This is a genomic window from Senegalia massiliensis (assembly GCF_900626135.1).
Lineage (GTDB): Bacteria > Bacillota > Clostridia > Tissierellales > SIT17 > Anaeromonas > Anaeromonas massiliensis.
This window is the reverse complement of the sequence record NZ_LR130785.1, coordinates 147704-166798: the sequence shown is the minus strand read 5'-3', so window position 1 is coordinate 166798 and position 19095 is coordinate 147704. Positions and strand designations below refer to the sequence as shown.

The 19095-nt window shown below is 27.3% G+C and carries 16 protein-coding genes and 4 tRNA genes; 17 read left to right on the top strand and 3 right to left on the bottom strand.

Annotated elements, in window-relative coordinates; genetic code table 11:
• Window positions 1–15: 15 nt before the first annotated feature.
• The 7 genes from dnaB to E0D94_RS00750 all read left to right on the top strand — a co-directional run bounded on the left by dnaB (window position 16) and on the right by E0D94_RS00750 (window position 3938).
• Entirely contained in the window at window positions 16–1356 is a 1341-nt protein-coding gene (dnaB, locus tag E0D94_RS00780) for a replicative DNA helicase (RefSeq protein ID WP_130805412.1), read from the top strand.
• 84 nt (window positions 1357–1440) lie between these two features.
• The gene (locus E0D94_RS00775; RefSeq protein WP_130805411.1) at window positions 1441–2652 is read left to right on the top strand and encodes an FprA family A-type flavoprotein; all 1212 of its coding nucleotides are present in this window, start codon (window positions 1441–1443) and stop codon (window positions 2650–2652) included.
• A 62-nt stretch (window positions 2653–2714) separates the two neighbouring features.
• Window positions 2715–3404, top strand: a complete 690-nt coding sequence (locus tag E0D94_RS00770) for a GNAT family N-acetyltransferase (protein ID WP_130805410.1) — start codon at window positions 2715–2717, stop codon at window positions 3402–3404.
• 201 nt (window positions 3405–3605) lie between these two features.
• Window positions 3606–3681 (top strand) — tRNA-Lys (locus E0D94_RS00765).
• Window positions 3682–3688: 7 nt separating this feature from the next.
• A tRNA-Glu gene (locus E0D94_RS00760) sits at window positions 3689–3763 on the top strand.
• A gap of 18 nt (window positions 3764–3781) precedes the next feature.
• Window positions 3782–3857, top strand: a tRNA-Val gene (locus E0D94_RS00755).
• 4 nt (window positions 3858–3861) lie between these two features.
• Window positions 3862–3938: transfer RNA gene (locus tag E0D94_RS00750), tRNA-Asp, on the top strand.
• A gap of 133 nt (window positions 3939–4071) precedes the next feature.
• Here the strand turns inward: E0D94_RS00750 and E0D94_RS00745 are convergent.
• A complete protein-coding gene (locus E0D94_RS00745; protein WP_130805409.1) occupies window positions 4072–5052 on the bottom strand; it encodes an ATP-binding protein in 981 nt (326 codons plus the stop codon).
• Window positions 5053–5068: 16 nt separating this feature from the next.
• Window positions 5069–6145: a DnaD domain protein gene (locus E0D94_RS00740; protein WP_130805408.1), complete on the bottom strand. Its 1077-nt coding sequence runs from the start codon at window positions 6143–6145 to the stop codon at window positions 5069–5071.
• 184 nt (window positions 6146–6329) lie between these two features.
• Between E0D94_RS00740 and E0D94_RS00735 the strand changes: the two genes are divergently transcribed.
• On the top strand, window positions 6330–7361 hold the full coding sequence (locus tag E0D94_RS00735) for a peptidoglycan DD-metalloendopeptidase family protein (protein ID WP_165442820.1): 1032 nt from the start codon (window positions 6330–6332) through the stop codon (window positions 7359–7361).
• A 46-nt stretch (window positions 7362–7407) separates the two neighbouring features.
• Here the strand turns inward: E0D94_RS00735 and E0D94_RS00730 are convergent, their stop codons facing one another.
• Window positions 7408–8694 (bottom strand): S8 family peptidase, encoded by a 1287-nt coding sequence (locus E0D94_RS00730; RefSeq protein WP_242620450.1) that lies wholly within the window; start codon window positions 8692–8694, stop codon window positions 7408–7410.
• Between the two features lie 123 nt (window positions 8695–8817).
• Here E0D94_RS00730 and yycF point away from each other — a divergent pair, with 123 nt between their 5' ends.
• From yycF to E0D94_RS00685, 9 genes are all read left to right on the top strand, one after another.
• Window positions 8818–9510 carry a response regulator YycF gene (yycF, locus tag E0D94_RS00725; RefSeq protein WP_130805406.1) on the top strand — a complete coding sequence of 231 codons (693 nt, stop codon included), beginning with the start codon at window positions 8818–8820 and terminating at the stop codon, window positions 9508–9510.
• A gap of 8 nt (window positions 9511–9518) precedes the next feature.
• Window positions 9519–11315 carry a sensor histidine kinase gene (locus tag E0D94_RS00720; protein ID WP_130805405.1) on the top strand — a complete coding sequence of 599 codons (1797 nt, stop codon included), beginning with the start codon at window positions 9519–9521 and terminating at the stop codon, window positions 11313–11315.
• An 84-nt stretch (window positions 11316–11399) separates the two neighbouring features.
• Window positions 11400–11879 (top strand): hypothetical protein, encoded by a 480-nt coding sequence (locus tag E0D94_RS00715; RefSeq protein WP_130805404.1) that lies wholly within the window; start codon window positions 11400–11402, stop codon window positions 11877–11879.
• Window positions 11880–11896: 17 nt separating this feature from the next.
• A complete protein-coding gene (locus tag E0D94_RS00710) occupies window positions 11897–13357 on the top strand; it encodes a hypothetical protein (RefSeq protein ID WP_130805403.1) in 1461 nt (486 codons plus the stop codon).
• Window positions 13358–13384: 27 nt separating this feature from the next.
• The gene (gene yycI, locus E0D94_RS00705) at window positions 13385–14239 is read left to right on the top strand and encodes a two-component system regulatory protein YycI (protein ID WP_165442819.1); all 855 of its coding nucleotides are present in this window, start codon (window positions 13385–13387) and stop codon (window positions 14237–14239) included.
• Between the two features lie 125 nt (window positions 14240–14364).
• Window positions 14365–15582, top strand: a complete 1218-nt coding sequence (pepT, locus tag E0D94_RS00700) for a peptidase T (protein ID WP_130805401.1) — start codon at window positions 14365–14367, stop codon at window positions 15580–15582.
• A gap of 156 nt (window positions 15583–15738) precedes the next feature.
• Window positions 15739–16998, top strand: a complete 1260-nt coding sequence (locus tag E0D94_RS00695; protein ID WP_130805400.1) for a UDP-N-acetylglucosamine 1-carboxyvinyltransferase — start codon at window positions 15739–15741, stop codon at window positions 16996–16998.
• A 141-nt stretch (window positions 16999–17139) separates the two neighbouring features.
• Complete coding sequence (gene lysA / locus E0D94_RS00690; RefSeq protein WP_130805399.1) at window positions 17140–18447, top strand: diaminopimelate decarboxylase; 1308 nt, start codon at window positions 17140–17142, stop codon at window positions 18445–18447.
• A 14-nt stretch (window positions 18448–18461) separates the two neighbouring features.
• Window positions 18462–19088 carry a nucleoside recognition domain-containing protein gene (locus E0D94_RS00685; protein ID WP_130805398.1) on the top strand — a complete coding sequence of 209 codons (627 nt, stop codon included), beginning with the start codon at window positions 18462–18464 and terminating at the stop codon, window positions 19086–19088.
• Window positions 19089–19095: the final 7 nt, after the last annotated feature.

Below are 19095 nucleotides of genomic sequence, written 5' to 3'. Positions count from 1 at the left end.
ATTAGAGGTGAAAAAATGGAAGAAAACTTAAAGAAACTAGGAAATATTCCTCCACATAGTATAGAGGCAGAACAGTCAGTACTTGGAGCTATGATATTAGATAAAGATGCAATAATAGCAGCTTTAGAAATTATAAGGTCAGAAGATTTTTATAAAGAAGCTAATGGAGAAATATTTGAATCAATATTAGAATTATATAATAGAAATGAACCAGTAGACCTCATAACTTTATCTGAAGAATTAAAGAAAAGAGATACATTAGAAGCAGTAGGTGGAGTAGGATATCTTACAGACCTTTCAGATGGTGTATCCACAACTTCTAATATAAAATCTTATTGCGAAATAGTAGAAGAAAAATCATTATTAAGAAGACTTATAAAAGCATCAAATGAAATAATAAGTGAAGGATATAAAGATGATAAAGAAATAGAAAATATTATAGAGTTAGCTGAAAAAAGAATTTTTGAAATAACTCAAAAACAAAGACATGAAGGCTTTACTACAATGAAAACCGCACTTATGGAAACTCTTTCTCGCATTGAAGAAATGAGCAAATTAGGAGGAGGTATTACAGGTATACCTACTGGGTTTTCTGATTTAGACAATAAAACTTCTGGTCTTCAAAAATCTAACTTAATACTTGTAGCAGCAAGACCATCCATGGGTAAAACTGCTTTTTCAGTAAACATAGCACAAAATAGTGCTTTAAAAGGAAGTACTGTAGCTATATTTAGTTTGGAGATGTCAAAGGGACAATTAGTACAACGTATGCTTAGTTCTGAAGCACATATTGAAATACAAAAGATATTATCTGGAGATTTATTAGAAGAAGAATGGATTAGGCTTAGTAAATCAATGGGTCCATTATCTCAAGCTAAAATATTTATTGACGATACACCTGCAATATCTCTTGCTGAAATGAAAGCTAAATGTAGAAAATTAAAAATGGAACATGACTTAGATTTAGTAATGATTGATTATCTACAATTAATGTCTGGAGATGGAAGAACTGAAAATAGACAACAAGAGATATCAAAGTTATCTAGAGGATTAAAAGAAATGGCAAGAGAATTAGATATAGCTGTAATGGCTCTATCTCAATTATCTCGTGCTCCTGAACTTAGATCAGACCATAGGCCTATAATGAGTGATTTAAGAGAATCAGGTGCTATAGAGCAAGATGCTGATGTAGTTATGATGCTTTATCGTGATGAATATTATCACCCAGATACTGAAAAAAAGAATATAGGTGAAGTTATAATTACAAAGCAGCGTAATGGACCTACTGGAACTGTTGAGTTAGTGTGGATGGGACAATTCACAAAATTCTTAAATATGGAAAGGTATAGGGAATAATAAAAAGATTTATTGACATAAAAAAGGGTATATAGGAGACTAATAGGGTATTATAATAGTTACACAAAGAAGGGATGAACAAAGTTGGATAATACAAAAATATTAGATCTTAATAAAGATGTAAAATGGATTGGAATATTGGACCCTACTCTTATAACTTTTGACGTAGTTATGGAAACAAAGTATGGTACAACTTATAATTCATATTTTATAGACGCTGATAAAAAGGCTATAGTTGAAACATCAAAGGAAACTTATAAAACTGATTATATAGAAAAAGTAAAGCGAGTAGTAAACCCTGAAGAAATTGAATATATAATAATGAATCATACAGAACCTGATCATTCTGGCAACCTTAAGCATTTGCTTAAAATAGCTCCAAATGCCACTGTAGTTGCAAGTAAGTCAGCAATAAACTTTTTAAAGCATATGATAAATTTTGAATTTAAATATATGGAAGTTAAAGATGGAGATACATTAGACTTAGGAAATAAAACTCTTAGATTTATATCAGCACCTTTTCTTCATTGGCCAGACACTATGTATACCTATTTAGAAGAAGATAAAATATTATTTACTTGTGACTCATTTGGTTGTCATTATTGTGATGAAAAGATGTTTGATGATGAAGTAGGGAATTTTGATGATGCATTCAAATATTATTTTGATGTAATATTAAAACCATTTAGTAGTTTTATGCTTAAGGCTATAGACAAAATAGAAGATTTAGATATAGATACTTTAGCCCCAGGACATGGTCCTATATTAAGAAATAATTGGGAAAAGTACGTAAATTGGTCAAAAGAACTATCTGAGCCTATAGAAAAAAAAGAAAAGAAAATCTTTATACCTTATGTTTCAGCATATGGTAATACAAAAAAAATGGCAGAAAAAATTAAAGAAGGTATAGAATCAGTAGAAAATATAAATGTAGATTTAGAAGATATAGAGCATATGGATCAGTTTGAATTAGAAGAAAAAATTGAACGATCAAATGCAATTATAATAGGATCTCCAACTATAAACCAAAATACATTGCTTCCTATATATAAATTATTTGCAGTAATGAACCCTATAACAAATAGAGGTAAGTTAGCAGCTGTGTTTGGATCATATGGATGGGGTGGAGAAGCTATAAGAATAATTGAAGATAATATTAAAAATCATAAATTAAAACTTGCTATGGATTCTCTTAAAACAACATTTGTTCCCTATGAAGAAACCTATGATAAATGTTTTGAATTTGGAAAGGAATTTGCAGAAAAAGTATTAGGAAAAGTAAAGAGTTCTAACTAGAACTCTTTACAAATATATTATATAATTAATATATAATTATAATACTTTAAGGAGATGCTAATATGAGTGTATACTCTAATAGATTAATAATCGAAGAATTAAAATTAGATGATGTATATCAAATGAGTAATTGGGGTAGGCACCATAGTCTACTTTTTAAAGATTATAATTTTCCTGATATGAATGATAAGCAAATATTTGATTGGTATAAATTTAAAGTTAAAAATAAAAATAAAAAAAGTTATTCTATAAAACTTAAAAGTGGAAGGTTAATAGGATATTTAACAATTAGAGAAATTAAACGTTTTAGAAAATTTTCTACTCTAGGATTAGTTTTAGATCCTAATTATATGAATGATGGATATGGTACTGAAGCATTGATAACATTTTTAAATTATTATTTTCAAAATTTAAAAATGAAAAAAATGATTTTGCAAGTAGCCAAATTTAATAAAAGAGCGATAAGATGTTATGAAAAATGTGGGTTTAGATTATTAAAAGAATATTATGATTGTATGGATATTCAAGATATAGATTTATATAGAGAATTGCCTAAAGAACAAGTAAATGACAATTTTAAATTGAGAAACGGGATTAAATACATGGGGTTCTATAAAATGGAAATAACATACAGAGAATATAAAACCCGAACAAAAGACATGTCTCAAAATGTGTATAACTTTGTGGATATGTGGAAAAGATTTAAAGCTAGTCCACAATATATTGATAATAATAATTTGAAAAACACATAATAATGTATACAGATTTAAAACAACTTATAAAATTTAGAATATAAGTTGTTTTTTGTTTTATTATAAACAAATTATATATAATTTGTTTATAATAAAATTCGTATATGATAAACTTCTACAAAAAAATTTAAAAAAATGTTGACAAGCTATAAATAATAATGTATCATAGTAAAAGTGAGTTGGTCACGTTTTCTTAATCAAGACCCATTAGCTCAGTTGGTAGAGCATCTGACTTTTAATCAGGGTGTCCGGCGTTCGAGTCGCCGATGGGTCACCATTTTTTTGGCCCTATGGTCAAGCGGTTAAGACACCGCCCTTTCACGGCGGTAACCCGGGTTCGAGTCCCGGTAGGGTCACCATATTATTTGTGTAATTTTGGGCGCATAGCTCAGTTGGGAGAGCACCTGCCTTACAAGCAGGGGGTCACAGGTTCGAGCCCTGTTGTGCCCACCAAAATGGCCTGGTAGTTCAGTTGGTTAGAATGCCAGCCTGTCACGCTGGAGGTCGAGGGTTCGAGTCCCTTCCAGGTCGCCAACTTAAGTTTTAAGCTATAAGTAGGTTAGCTTATACAATGCTGATATTTCAGCTAAATATAATATTAAAGAAAAAGGCTGGAGAGCGCTGTGACCTCTCTAGTCTTTTTCTCTTTTTTATTTGTTTATTTAGTTTATATTTCCCACCTTAAATCATCACCATAGAATTTAAGAGGGATGAAGTTACTGAATATCCTTGAAAAAGTTCTATCTGTATAAGTATCTGCAAATTCTTTAGGCGATAAATTTGTAGATATTATCATTTTTTTGCCTTCTAATAATCGTGTATTTACAATATTAAATATTTCCGTATTCGTAAATGAATTTGTAAATTCTGTTCCAAGATCATCTATTATAAGAAGGTCAGCAGTAAACAAGAGGTTATACTCATCTTCTCCACTTGAATTATATCTATTAAATTTATGGTTGCTTATTATATCCATTATTTTGAATGCAGTTTGGTATATAACTATATAACCTTTATCCAATAGGGATTTAGCTATGCAATTGGCCATAAATGTTTTTCCAAGTCCAGTTTGTCCATAAAACAGAAGGTTTTCTCTGTTTTCCTTTTCAAAATTTATCACAAATCCTTCAGATATATTTAATATATTCATCATATTTTCACGAGGACTTTTTTCTTCTTCTTCCATATTTTTATCACTGAAAATATTTATATCAAAATTACTAAAGTTTTCTTTTTTTAAAACATTTTCAAGATTACTCATTCCATATGCTCTATTAATAAGTTCTTGCTTGAAACATGAACATTTTTTGCCATTATTTAAATAACCCGTATCTTGACATTTATTACAAGTGTAGTTTATATTTAAGTATTCAAGAGGAATATTATTTTCTGTAAGAAGTATTGCTTTTTCTCTTTTTAATTTTTCGATTTTTGATTTAAGTTTATTTGTAACTTCTTGATAATTTATAGGATTTTCTATTATGCATTTAGATAGAGCAATACTAGTTTGTTTTATTTCAATATCAATATCTTTTATTTGAGGAATTTTAGAATATACTTCTTGTTTTCTAGATTGTTGTTTATAAAGAGCATCATCTCGTTTTTTTTCATATTCTATTAAAATTGATTTTATTATATCTTTATTCAAATTAAATCATCCTTTATTAACCATTAATTTTCTTTTCAAAGTTTTTTCTTACTTTTTTTTCTAATTCCTCTGCAGAATATTTTGTTGTACGTTGTTTAAAATTATGAAATTGAGTATAGACTTTCTTTTTTTGAGGTGAATATTTCTTTTTAGATTTTTCCTCCTTATCTTGTTTTCCAGCTTTAAATTCTTCATTTCGTTTTTCTACATCTTCTAAAGAATTTACATTATCTTTATACCAGTTTTTTAATATACCATCAATATAATCAAAGCTTACTTCACTTATTTTTGTAGTTTCATCACAGGCTCTTAATACTAATTCCATACTAAAACTCCATTCATCAAACCATCTATCAATATATTTCTTTTGTGGCTCACTAGCTATGCCTTTAAGTCCAAGGTATCTTATAACTTTATTATATCTATAAAATTTTTCATCTCTATTACTTAAATATTCATCTAATTTTTCAATATTTGTAATTCCATCAGCATACCAATTTCTTATAATTCCTTCTACAAATGAAAGGTTTCTTCTATTCTTCTTTTCAAGAGAGAATTGAAATGCACGTATTATAACTTCTGGACTCATATTATAATTTTCTATCCATTCATAAATGCGTTTATATTCGTTTGGAGTTATATATCTTTTTATAACTAATCTTATTTCATTAAACATTTCATTGATAATAGGTCTATTTTTAGATTCCACTATTTCATCTGGTGAAGCACTATATGGCTTAATATAATTATTATTTTGTGGTCTTATAATATTGTCAATATATAGTTGTTTAAGATTTAAAAATTCAATTCCATATTCAGCATTATGAGTTTCAGAATATATTTTTTTTACTATACCTTTGGTTTCCCAAAAATCCCAAGCATTTAGCACATCAGCTAAAGGAATATTTAAATGTTTTGCAATTGTTCTATTGTCAACATTAATATTTTCATCCTTATCTTTTGCATATTTATATCCTAATAAATATACTTTTACATATGTACCATGTGCCATTGGCATAAAATCACTTATAAAAATATTTTCTATAGGGGTATCTCCTAAATCTATATCTGTAGTTTGTACTTTAAAAGTCAAATTAATCACCTTCCAAACCTTTCTTAATAATAATTATAACATAGAGCATACTAATATTAATCATATATTTACTTATTTTAATTAAATAATAATATATCGATAAATATAATTGTATATTAAATTTTTTAAAGGGCAAAAATATATGTGGCTATTAAATTATAAATTTAATTTAGGAGGCAAACAAATGCTAAAGAAATTATTGAGAAATTTTAAAAGCTTAAAATTTAGTATCATATTTATGACTACATTTATTTTAATACTATTAAGTAGTGTTACAATAAAGTCTAATACTATTCATAGAAAAGTTTCTCACACTTATAATAATCAAGATAATATAGAAGATGAAATAATAGCTTATGGAATAAAAGTAGATGAAAAAATAATAGGAGCTGTAAGCACGAAACAAGAAGCTAAAGATTTTTTAAAAAGCATAAAAAAATATTATATAAAGGATTTAGACCTATTAAATGTAAAAATTATGGAAAATGTTGAGATAATAAAAGTTAAAACAAAAATAAAAAACTTGAAAAATAATAAAGACTTATTATCTAATACAGTGAAACAAAATAATAAAGAAAATCCTATTATAACAGTGGTTACAACTGAAAATATAACTGAAAAAGAAAAAATGCCTTACAAAACTGAATATAAAAAATCTAATAATTTGTTTTCAGGACAAGAAGATATAGAGCAAAAAGGGAAAGAAGGAATTAAAGAAAATATATTAAAAGTAGAGAAGATAAATGGAGTAGAAATATCAAAAGAAGTAGTTTCTGAGAAAGTAAAGGAAAACCCTAGGACACAAATAGTTTTGAAGGGTACAAAAAAAATGATATCTTCAAGAGGAACTGGAAAGTTTATGATGCCTATAAAAGGAAGACTTACATCACCATTTGGTCCAAGAGGTTCAAGAATGCATCTAGGTATAGATTTAGCATCTCCTACAGGCACCCCAATAAAAGCATCAGATAATGGAATAATAAAATTTTCTGGCTATAAGGGGACTTATGGATATATGATACTAATAGATCATGGTAATGGCTACTTTACTAGATATGCTCATTCAAGTAAATTACATGTAAATGAAGGACAGAAAGTTGCAAAAGGAAGCATTATTGCAGAAGTTGGAAATACTGGTAGAAGCACAGGTCCTCATTTACATTTTGAAGTTATTGTTAATGGTGAAAATAAAGACCCTTATAACTTTATAAAATAATATAGCAGGGGAATTTTAACAATATTCCCTGCTATATTAGAATATTTTAAATATCTAATATTAAAATTAATACAAGTAAAATTACAATTAATATTTTATCATCATAATAGTTATATTCCTTATGATGTTTATTATAATTATTATGATGAGCTGCATTATAATTCATATTATAATTATCATTTAATAATTTCTCTAAATCTATTATACCTGCCCCTTGCTCATTTTGTGAAAACCCTATATTATTACAGCTACTCATAAGCATTTGCTTTACTGTTCTTGGTTTTAAATAACCATGTTTTTCATGTAATAATGCACAAGCTCCTGTTATTACAGGTGTAGCCATGGAAGTACCACTTAATGATGAATATCCAGAAGAATTTTTGTTTGAAATACTCATTATATCTACTCCTGGAGCTACCATATCGGGTTTTTTAAGACCTTCTTTTGTAGGACCTCTGCTAGAAAAGTTAGCTATAAAATCATCATTTATTTCAGCTGTCTTGTTATCATCTATAGCTCCAACTGTGATAGCAGATGGTGAATTTCCAGGACATAATATACTCCCCTTTGAAGGCCCACTATTTCCAGCAGCACATACTACTGTGATTCCATTTCTTACTGCCTCTTCTACAGCCTCTCTAAGAGGAGAAGAGCTTCCATCATCACTTATAGGGGCACCTAATGATAAATTTAATATTTTTATATCATATTCTTCTTTATTATCTATCACCCATTGAATTGCAGAAACTATATCAGAAGTATTTCCACTACCAGAGCTATCTAGTGCTTTTACAATAACTAAATTAGATAAAGGAGCTATACCTTTAAATTTTTGTTTAGAGGCATATCCATTTCCTGCTATTATACCTGCTACATGTGTACCATGACCATTATCATCATATAATTTAGTGCGATTATTTACTAAATCTTTAAATCCTAGTATGCGATTTGTAGGTTTAAATAAATCAACATGAGGAGCAAGACCAGTGTCTATTACTGCTATTGTAATATCTTTACCTGTAATATCATTTTCAATAGCAATATTTGTTTTTATAGTTTTATTTACAATATCTAATTGAGCAAATACTTTACTATCATATGATATAAATTCTACATCTGGGTCCTCTTTCAAATCATTTATATCTTTTAAATTCATACTGCAAGCAACAGATCCTACAATGGGAAGTTCATATTTGATCTTTTTATACATACTAGAGATTTTTTCTTTTTTATCTTTTTTATACTTTATTATTATGGGAATTTCTTCTTTTGATGTTGAATTTAGTTTAGCATTAACTAAAGGATCTATTTTTTCTATTCTTTTTCTTCTCATAAAATCACCTTCCTATAGTTAATTTATGCAGTAAGGGTAAAAATGGTTATTATATTTATCTAGAATATATATATGACTATGATATAATAATAGAAAAACAAATTTTGTTAGGGGGATCGTAATATGGCAAAGAGAATATTAGTAGTAGATGATGAGAAACCAATTGCTGACATTTTAAAATTTAATTTAGAAAAAGAGAATTATGAAGTAGTATTAGCTCATGATGGTGGAGAAGCAGTTACTAAAGTATTCGAATGGGATCCAGACTTGATACTTTTAGATATAATGTTACCTATTAAGGATGGTTTTGAGGTATTAAAAGAAATAAGACAAGAAAAAAATACTCCTGTAATAATGCTTACTGCCAAAGAAGAAGAAGTTGATAAAATATTAGGTTTGGAAATGGGAGCAGATGATTATATAACAAAACCTTTTAGTATTAGAGAACTTAGTGCAAGGGTGAAAGCAAATATTAGAAGAGGTGAAATGACTATAGAAAATGCCTCTGGTCCTAAAAATATAATTAAATCAGGAGATATTGAAATTGATTTAAATAAATATGAAGTAAAGAAAGATGATAAAGTAATAGATTTAACACTTAGAGAATTTGAACTACTTAAATTTATGTCAACTAAACCTGAACAAGTATTTTCAAGAGAAAAATTACTTCAAGAAGTTTGGGGTTATGAATATTATGGAGATATAAGAACTGTAGATGTAACTATAAGAAGATTAAGAGAAAAAATTGAAGATGACTCAAGTAGTCCTCAATATGTAATTACAAAGAGAGGAGTAGGATATTACTTCAGGAGGTAAAATGATATATGTTTAGAAGTATTAAAAGTAAATTTATAATTATTTATTTTTTACTTGTATTTATTGCAATGGTTATAGCTGGAATATTTATAGTAACAGTATTTGAAAGAAATCAATTAAATGAAGCAGATAAATCTATAAGAGCTCAAGCTCAAAGTATATTAAATTTTTCTCCTACTATTAAAGAAGCAAATTGGGATGAGTTAGGTGAACAGGAAAAAAGTGAATTACTAACTAAAGCACCTATATATTCTACAGATAATAGAGTGTATATAATAGATAATACAAAAGTTGCTCCGGAAATAATCTCAAGTAATATAGGACAAGAGGAAAGACTAATTGGTGAAAATGCATATAATATACCCCAAATATCACCTAAATTAATAGTAGAAGCTTCCAAGGGAAAAGAAGAATTAAGAACTAATGAAGATATGACTTTAAAATCTTTTGCCTATCCAATAATAACAGAAGAAGATAAAGTTGAAGGTATAATCTATATTATATATGATTTGTCACATATAAATAAGACTATTTCAGACACTAAAACAATATTTATTGAGTCTACCCTACTTGCTCTTGCAATAACTGTAGTACTTGGTTTTATGATAGCAAGTAGTATAACAGAACCTATAAAGGATGTTACTATAAAAGCTCAAAAAATGGCGGAAGGAGATTTTAAACAGTATGTTGAGGTCAGATCAGGTGATGAAATAGGACAACTTGCAAGTATGTTTAATCTCTTAACAGAAAAATTAGATAATACTATTTCTGAGATATTTAGAGAAAAATCTAAAATGGAAGCAATATTTAATTATATGGCAGATGGAGTAATAGCAGTAGATATAACGGGCAAAATTGCTCATGCAAATCCTATAGCTAAAAATATATTAAATATATCTGAAAAAGATATAGAAGATAAGAGTTATGATGAAGTGATTATGCCTATAAATAAATATATGACATTAAAAAATATAATTCAAAGTAAGTCTTTAAAAGGTAAACAATTAATTGAAACAAAAGATTCCACATATATGGCAAGATTTGCACCATATCTTAGTCAAAGTTCAGAATTTAGTGGCATAATAATAGTATTTCAAGATATGACAGAACAGTATAAATTAGATAATTTAAGGAGAGAATTTGTAGCAAATGTTTCTCATGAGTTGAAAACTCCTATAACTACTATTAAAAGTTATACAGAGACTATTTTAGATGGAGCTATAGAAGATAAAGAGTTAAGTATACAATTTTTAAATGTAGTGAATGATGAATGTGATAGAATGAGTAGAATAGTTAGTGATCTTTTACAATTATCTAATTTTGATAATAAAGAAGTTGAATGGGAAAAAGAATATATATCTTTAGAAAAATTAGTAAACACAATTGTTATGAAACTTGAATTGACTATAAAAGAAAAGCAACAAAAAGTTAATATATATATAAAGAAACATTTAAATGATATTTATGCAGATAAAGATGCAATAGAGCAAGTTATAATTAATATATTAAGTAATTCAATAAAATATACACCTGATAATGGAATTATAAATATAATTTTAAATTCCAAAGATAATAGTAATGAAATAATTATAGAAGATAATGGAATGGGAATTCCTAAAGAAGATATAAATAGAATATTTGATAGATTTTATAGAGTAGATAAAGCCAGATCACGTGATTTAGGAGGTACAGGCTTAGGTCTTTCTATAGCAAAAAGAATAGTAGAATCACATAATGGACAAATAAATATAGAAAGTGAGTACGAAAAAGGTACAAAGGTTATTATAACTTTACCAATAAAGTAATTTATTTTTAAATCCTAAGTAATATTATTGTAATATAGGTTTTGTATAATAATATTGTTATATTAAATACTGGGAGGATTTAAGATGGGTAAAAAGTTATTATGGTCTTTATTGACTATATTTATATCAATAAATATATATACTGTTTCTTTTGCAACAGGAAGAACAACTAATAATAATTATAATCTAATGATGCCAGAAGATAATAGTGTCACATCTGAAAATACTATATTGTTGTCAGGGAAATCTAAAGTAGGAAGTAATATCAATATATACGTATATAATAATAGATATAGTTCTAGTATAAATAAATGTGTTAATTCTCCAGTTCTTATTAAGGAATTGACAGTTGGAGAATTAGAAAGGTTTAATGTGGAATTAGAACTTCCTATAGGTAGAAATAAAATAATAACAAAAATAAACAATAATGATCAAAATTATACATTGACTAAAACTATTAATGTAACAAATGATTATATAGCTAAGAAATATATAGATAATTTAAATATTTTAGAGAGTAAAAATACAAAGAAAATATTACAAGCTATTAGTCAGAAGAAATAGAAAGTAGGTGCTATTCCATGAATAAAACGAGACTTAATACTATAATATTAGTGTCTCTTTTTACGTTAAGTCTATTTCTTATAAGTCAGACATTATTAAATACTAATATTGATTTATTTAGTTCAATAAGTTTAAGTGAACAAGATGAATCAGAAGAGATAATATTATCTCAAATTATTGTTCCTAAAGAGATATTGATAAATTATTCTGAGAAAACACACACTATATTGAATATTGATAATGAATATGGTTTATGGAATAAAGCAAAAGATGTTCTTGAAAATACATTTTCAGTGCAAGATATCTCTATAAATTTAATTGAAGAAAATGAATATATCGATGCTAATAATAAAAAGTCTATTAAATTTGAATTTGCAGATAAAATTCCTATGGATGTATTTTTAAATTCCTTTAATATAGATGTAGATATAGTAACTTTTCAAAATATAAATTCAATTAAAGAAATATATATAGGCCTAGACGAAGAAAATAACATTATATTAAGTGATGATGAAAGTCATATAGAATTAAAGAATATTGAATATAGCAAGAAAATATTCTCTAATGCTTTAGAACAAATAAAGACTTCTCAAAGCTTTGTAAATTATTGGCCTTCAGATGTAAGTTTAGGGATAAATTCTAATATTTATATTCCTTATAGACTTCCTCATGAAAAAAAAGATATTATAGTTGAAAATGATATTAAAGTTAAAGAGTCTACAGAATCAAATAAAAATATAGATAAAATTGCAGAAGGATTTTTTGATAAAGATTTATCTTACTTAAGGAAAGTAGTGGATAATACAGGAGTAGTAATATATATGTATAATCAACATACTGGACTTTTAATATATCCAAATGGATTAGTTGAATACTCCAATACTTTAAATAAAAAGCAAGGAAAAAGAGATATTAATGAAAGTCTTAATTCTTTAGCTGAATTTATAACTAAGAGAGATAGATTACCTGAAAATTCTTATATCTCAGATATAGAAGCAATTGAATCTGAAGATGATTCAAAAGGTTATAGATTTACTATTAATTATAGTATAAATGGTAAAAGTGTATATATAAATGATAAAACTAAAGAAGATGGTAGCTTGATAAATGCATTAGTTGCAGAGGTTTATGGAGATAAAGTAACTAGTTACAAAAGATTTTATAGAGATATTATAGTAAGTGAAAACAGCACTTATGGTGAAGAGAGAATTAATCCTGAAGATGTAATAGAAAAGAATATTGCTAAAATAAAAGAAAGTTTCAATGATGAACAGAATACAATAGCAAGTAATATGCAAACAAAATTTTATAAGGATATTATAGCTTCTATAAAAGATATTTCACTAGGGTATTATGATAAATCGTCTTCCTATTACAAAACACCTTTAATTGAATCTTGGATTATTGATATAAAGAATAATAGATATATATTTGATTCAAGTAGTGGAAATCTAATAGATATTAAATCTTTAGAATAAGTTATATAATCACAGGAGATGTTTAAAATGGATTGGTCAAAAGCTAAAAAAATAATGATAATTGCTTTTATTGTAGTAAATGTAGCATTATTATTTGCAGTAATAAGCAAAGACATTAGGTCTCGAGATTATATAACCACAGAACAAGATGTAAAAGAAAGATTAAAAAAAATAAATATAGATATAAAGACGGATATTCCTAAAAGCACTCCTAATATACAAATGTTAGAAGTTGAGTATCAATCATATGATAAAATAAATTCAAAACTAGATATTGCAGGAGAATTTATTAATTCATCGAATTTATTAGAACTAGCTAAAATAGATGAACAAAAAAATTCAATTATATTTGAAAGTGAGCATGAAAGATTTGAAATCTTAAAAGGTAGAAAGATAGTTTACGAATATAAGTCATATGAGAGAAGTGCACCAGTAAAGTATGATCATCATAAAGTAGCATCTAATTTTTTAGAAGATAAAGGCTTTAAAACTTCAGATTATAAACTTACTAAACTAGAAAAAAATAATGATATAGTTAATTTAACATATACAAAAGAATATAAAGATACAATAGTTGAGAAAAGTTATATGAAATTTACAATTAGAAACGCAAGAGTAATAAAATTTGAAAGATTATGGTTAAATACTATAAAAGAAAAGGAAAACAACATAAAGTTAAGACCAGCAACAGATTCACTTTTAAAACTTTTATCTGTAGAAGGTATTAAAAATAAAACAATTAAAAACATAGCTGCTTGTTATTATTTTGATCCTAATAATACAGATGTATTTGAGTTTAATGAATTTAAATCAGGAGATGCATTTCCTGCCTGGAAAGTAGAATTTACTGATGGTACTATAAAGTATTTATATGAAGAATAAAGTCCAATTAATTGGGCTTTATTTTATTAATTATGTTAATACTAGTAATGATACTTAAAATTGATATATAATAAAGAAAATGAAGGATTATTTATAAGTATTTACTTAAAATTAGGAGGGATTTCATGGAGAAAGTACAAGATAAATTTTTAAGATATATTTCAATAGATACCCAATCAAATGAAAAATCTGATACTACACCTAGTACAAGTATACAATTTGATTTAGCAAATTTATTAGTTAAAGAATTGAGGGAATTAGGGTTAAGTGATGCTCATGTAGATGAAAATTGTTATGTAATGGCTACACTAAAAGGTAATCAAGAAAATACAAAAACAATTGGTCTTATATCACATCTTGATACTAGTCCAGATTTTAAAGGTAATAATATAAAATCAAATATAGTAGAAAATTATGATGGATGCGATATTGTATTAAACAAAGAGAAAAATATAGTAATGAAAGTATCTGACTTTCCATATTTGAAAGATTATAAGGGCAAAACCTTAATAACTACAGATGGAACTACCCTTTTAGGAGCAGACGATAAAGCAGGTATAGCTGAAATAATGTCTACAGTAGAGTATTTTGTTAATAATAAAGATATCAAACATGGTGATATCAAGATAGCATTTACTCCAGATGAAGAAATAGGAAGTGGCGCTGATAAATTTGATGTGGAAAAATTTGGAGCTGATTTTGCTTATACCATAGATGGTAGTTTCTTAGGTGAAATAGAGTATGAAAATTTTAATGCAGCATCTGCCCAAGTAGATGTTTATGGAACAAATATCCATCCAGGAACTGCAAAACATAAGATGAAAAATTCAATACTTATAGGAATGGAATTTCAATCACTTTTACCTGAATTTCAAAATCCCGAATATACTGAAGGTTATGAAGGGTTTTATTTACTAGATGAATTTATTGGTGGAATAGAAAAAACTACCATGAGATATATTATAAGAGATCATAATATGGATAAATTTAATCAGAAAAAGGAATTTATGAAGAAAGCTTGTGATTTTATAAATGAAAAGTATGGAAAAGATACTATTAAAATCGAAATAAATGATTCATATTATAATATGAAAGAAAAGATTGAACCAGTTATAGATATAGTATATTCAGTTGTAGAAGCGATGAAAAAAGTAGGGGTTGAACCTAAAATAAAAGCAATTAGAGGCGGTACAGATGGAGCAAGACTTTCATATATGGGTCTTCCTACACCAAATATATTTACAGGTGGTTTCAATTTTCATGGAAAATTTGAAGCTATTGCAGTTGAAGATATGGAAAAGTCTGTAGAAACAATAGTAGAGACAATAAAATCCTATGCATAGTTAAAAGAATGAGTTATTTAGACTTGTTATTTCTCATGGTTTTAAAAATAACTATTTAAAAATTCATGAAAATTGTATATAATAAAAATGTATGTGAATTACAGCTTGTAATAGACAGTTGAGAGGAGTGAAATTCTGACAATAGTCAGTTTAGCTATGGATAAATTTATAATTCAAGGTGGAAAAAAATTAAAAGGCGAAGTAAATATAAGTGGGTTTAAAAATGCTATTTTAGGATTGATACCTGCAACATTGTTAGCAAATGATAAATGTATTATTACAAATGTACCTATGATAAGTGATGTATATATATTAGCAGATATTATGAAAAAGTTAGGTGCAGATGTATTTTTAAATGAAAAAAATAACAGTATAGAAATAGATACATCTACAGTAAATGAGTGTAAAGCATCTTATGATATGGCCAAGAGTCTTAGGGCATCATATTACTTATTAGGTGCAGGGCTTGGTAGATTTGGAAAATCTGAAGTAGCATATCCTGGAGGTTGTGATATTGGTTCACGTCCAATAGACTTGCATATAAAGGGATTTGAAGCTTTAGGTAGTAGCTTTAAAGTTGAACATGGTATAATGAATTGTGAAGCAGATAAATTAATTGGAACTAATATTTATATGGATGTTACTAGTGTAGGAGCTACTATAAATATTATGCTTGCAGGTGTAAAGGCTGAAGGAAAAACTGTTATAGAGAATGCAGCAAAAGAACCACATATTGTAGATGTGGCTAACTTTTTAAATGCAATGGGTGCTGATGTTCGAGGTGCTGGAACAGATGTTATAAGAATAAATGGAGTTAAAGAACTTCATGGTTGCACATATAGTGTTATTCCAGATCAGATAGAAGCAGGAACTTATCTAGTTGCAGCAGCTGCAACAGAAGGAGATGTCGTTGTTAAAAATGTAATACCAAAGCATTTAGAATCAATTACTGCTAAACTTAAGGAGTTAGGTGTAGAGATAACAGAATATGATGATTCAATAAGAGTTAAAGGAAATAAGAAATTAAATAGTATAAATATAAAAACATTACCATATCCAGGTTTCCCTACAGACCTTCAACAACCACTATCTGTTTTACTTACAAAAGCTAATGGAACAAGCATAGTAACAGAAAGTATATTTGAAGGCAGATTTAAGTATGTAGATGAATTAAAAAGAATGGGTGCTAATATAAAAGTAGATGGAAGAACAGCTATAATAAGAGGAGCTACACCTTTAAGTAGTACTAAGATAACAGCTACAGATTTAAGAGCTGGAGCAGCATGTGTTATAGCAGGGCTTATGGCTGATGGTGAAACTGAAGTTCATAATATAAGACATGTAGAAAGAGGATATGAAAATATAGTAGATAAATTGAAAGCTATAGGAGCAGATATTAAAAAGGTATCAGAATAAAAAATCAAAAAACACTTGTAGAAATTTACAAGTGTTTTTTTGTTGCCAAAAATTAAAGTGATATTTTTAAAATATGAATAACTAGATAATATAACAAATACAATATTTATAAAAGACAATTTTATTTATAAGGAGAATAAAATGAAAACAGATAATAAACAAAAGCATTTATATATTGATGGATGTGATTCTATATCTTTATCAAAAAAATATGGAACTCCACTATACATTGTATCTCAAAGAAAAATAGAAGAAAGATGTATCAAGATAAAATATGTTTTTTTAGAGAAATTTAAAAATACAAGTGCATTTTATGCAAGTAAAGCTTTTTTAACTATGGCCATGTGTAAAATAATAGAAAAACAAGAGTTAGGACTCGATGTTGTGTCAGGAGGTGAATTATATACAGCATTAAAAGCAAAATTTCCTGCTTCGAGGATATTATTTCATGGAAATAATAAGTCATATGAGGAATTAAGGTTAGCTATAGAAAATGACATAAGCAGAATAATTGTTGATAATATATATGAATTAAAAATGATAGAAGAAATATCAAGTAAGTTTCATAAAAAAACAAATATATTATTTAGATTAACTCCAGGAGTTACAAGTATTACCCATAAACATATTGATACTGGAAGAAAGGATTCTAAATTTGGCATTCCACTTGAAATAGATACAATATTGGGAGCAGTAAAAGTAGCTTTAGATTCTAATAATATTAATTTAAAAGGATTTCATTTTCATTTAGGATCACAATTATTTGATAATATAACATATTTAAAAGCAATAGATATGGCATTTGAATTAATAAAATTTTTAAAAGACGAGATTAATTTTATAACTGAAGAATTAAACACTGGAGGTGGATATGGGGTTTCATATCAGAAAAAAGAAATAGAAAAACCATTAGAATATTTTATAGAATCTATAATGGAAAGAGTATATAAAAATTGTAATAAACATAAATTAATTATTCCAAAAGTAAGCATTGAACCTGGAAGGTGGATAGTAGCGCATGCTGGCACTACTTTATATACAATAGGGAATATAAAAGAAATTTCAGGAATTAGAACATATGCATCTATAGATGGTGGAATGACTGATAATCCAAGACCTTCATTATATGGAGCAAAGTACTATGGTGAGATAGCAAATAAAATAGATCAAGAAAAAAAATATAAAGTTACTATTTCAGGCAAATGTTGTGAATCAGGGGATATACTTATAGAAGATTTAGATGTACCTAAAATTACTCCAGGAGATATATTAGCTGTTTATAGTACTGGAGCATATAACTTTTCAATGGCAAGTAATTATAATAAAAATATTAGACCAGCAGTTGTATTGGTAAAAGATGGGGAATCTGAAATAATAGTAGAAAGACAAAATTATGAAGATTTATTAAGGGGAGAAAGATTGCCAAAAGAGTTTAAAACTTTGAAATAAGGAGAGTGTAAACTTTGATAAATATTATTTGGTTTTTATTTATAATAATAGGAGTTATAGTAGCTACAGTCACTGGAAATATAGAAGCTGTAACCCAAGCTGCAATTGATAATGCAGAACTTGCAGTAGAACTAGCAATAGGACTTGTTGGAGTTATGGCACTTTGGCTTGGTATCATGAAAATAGCAGAAGAAGCAGGACTTGTACAACTTCTAGGAAAGGCACTTCGTCCTATAATGATAAGGTTATTTCCAGAAGTACCAGATGATCATCCTGCAATGGGGGCTATGATAATGAATATGGCAGCAAATGTATTGGGACTTGGTAATGCTGCAACACCTCTAGGACTTAAAGCTATGAACGAATTAAATAAAATTAATGAGGATAAGGATACAGCTTCTAATGCAATGTGTACATTTTTAGCTATAAATACTTCTAGTGTAACACTTATTCCAGCAACAGTAATTGCATATAGAGCAGCAGCAGGATCTGCTAATCCAACTGAAATAATAGGCCCAGTTATAATTGCCACACTTGCATCAACTATAGCTGCTATAATAGCAGTTAAGACACTATCAAAATTACCTGTATTTTCATCTACAAATCCAATGAAAAAAAAGAATATAGTAAAAACTAAATAATTGGGGG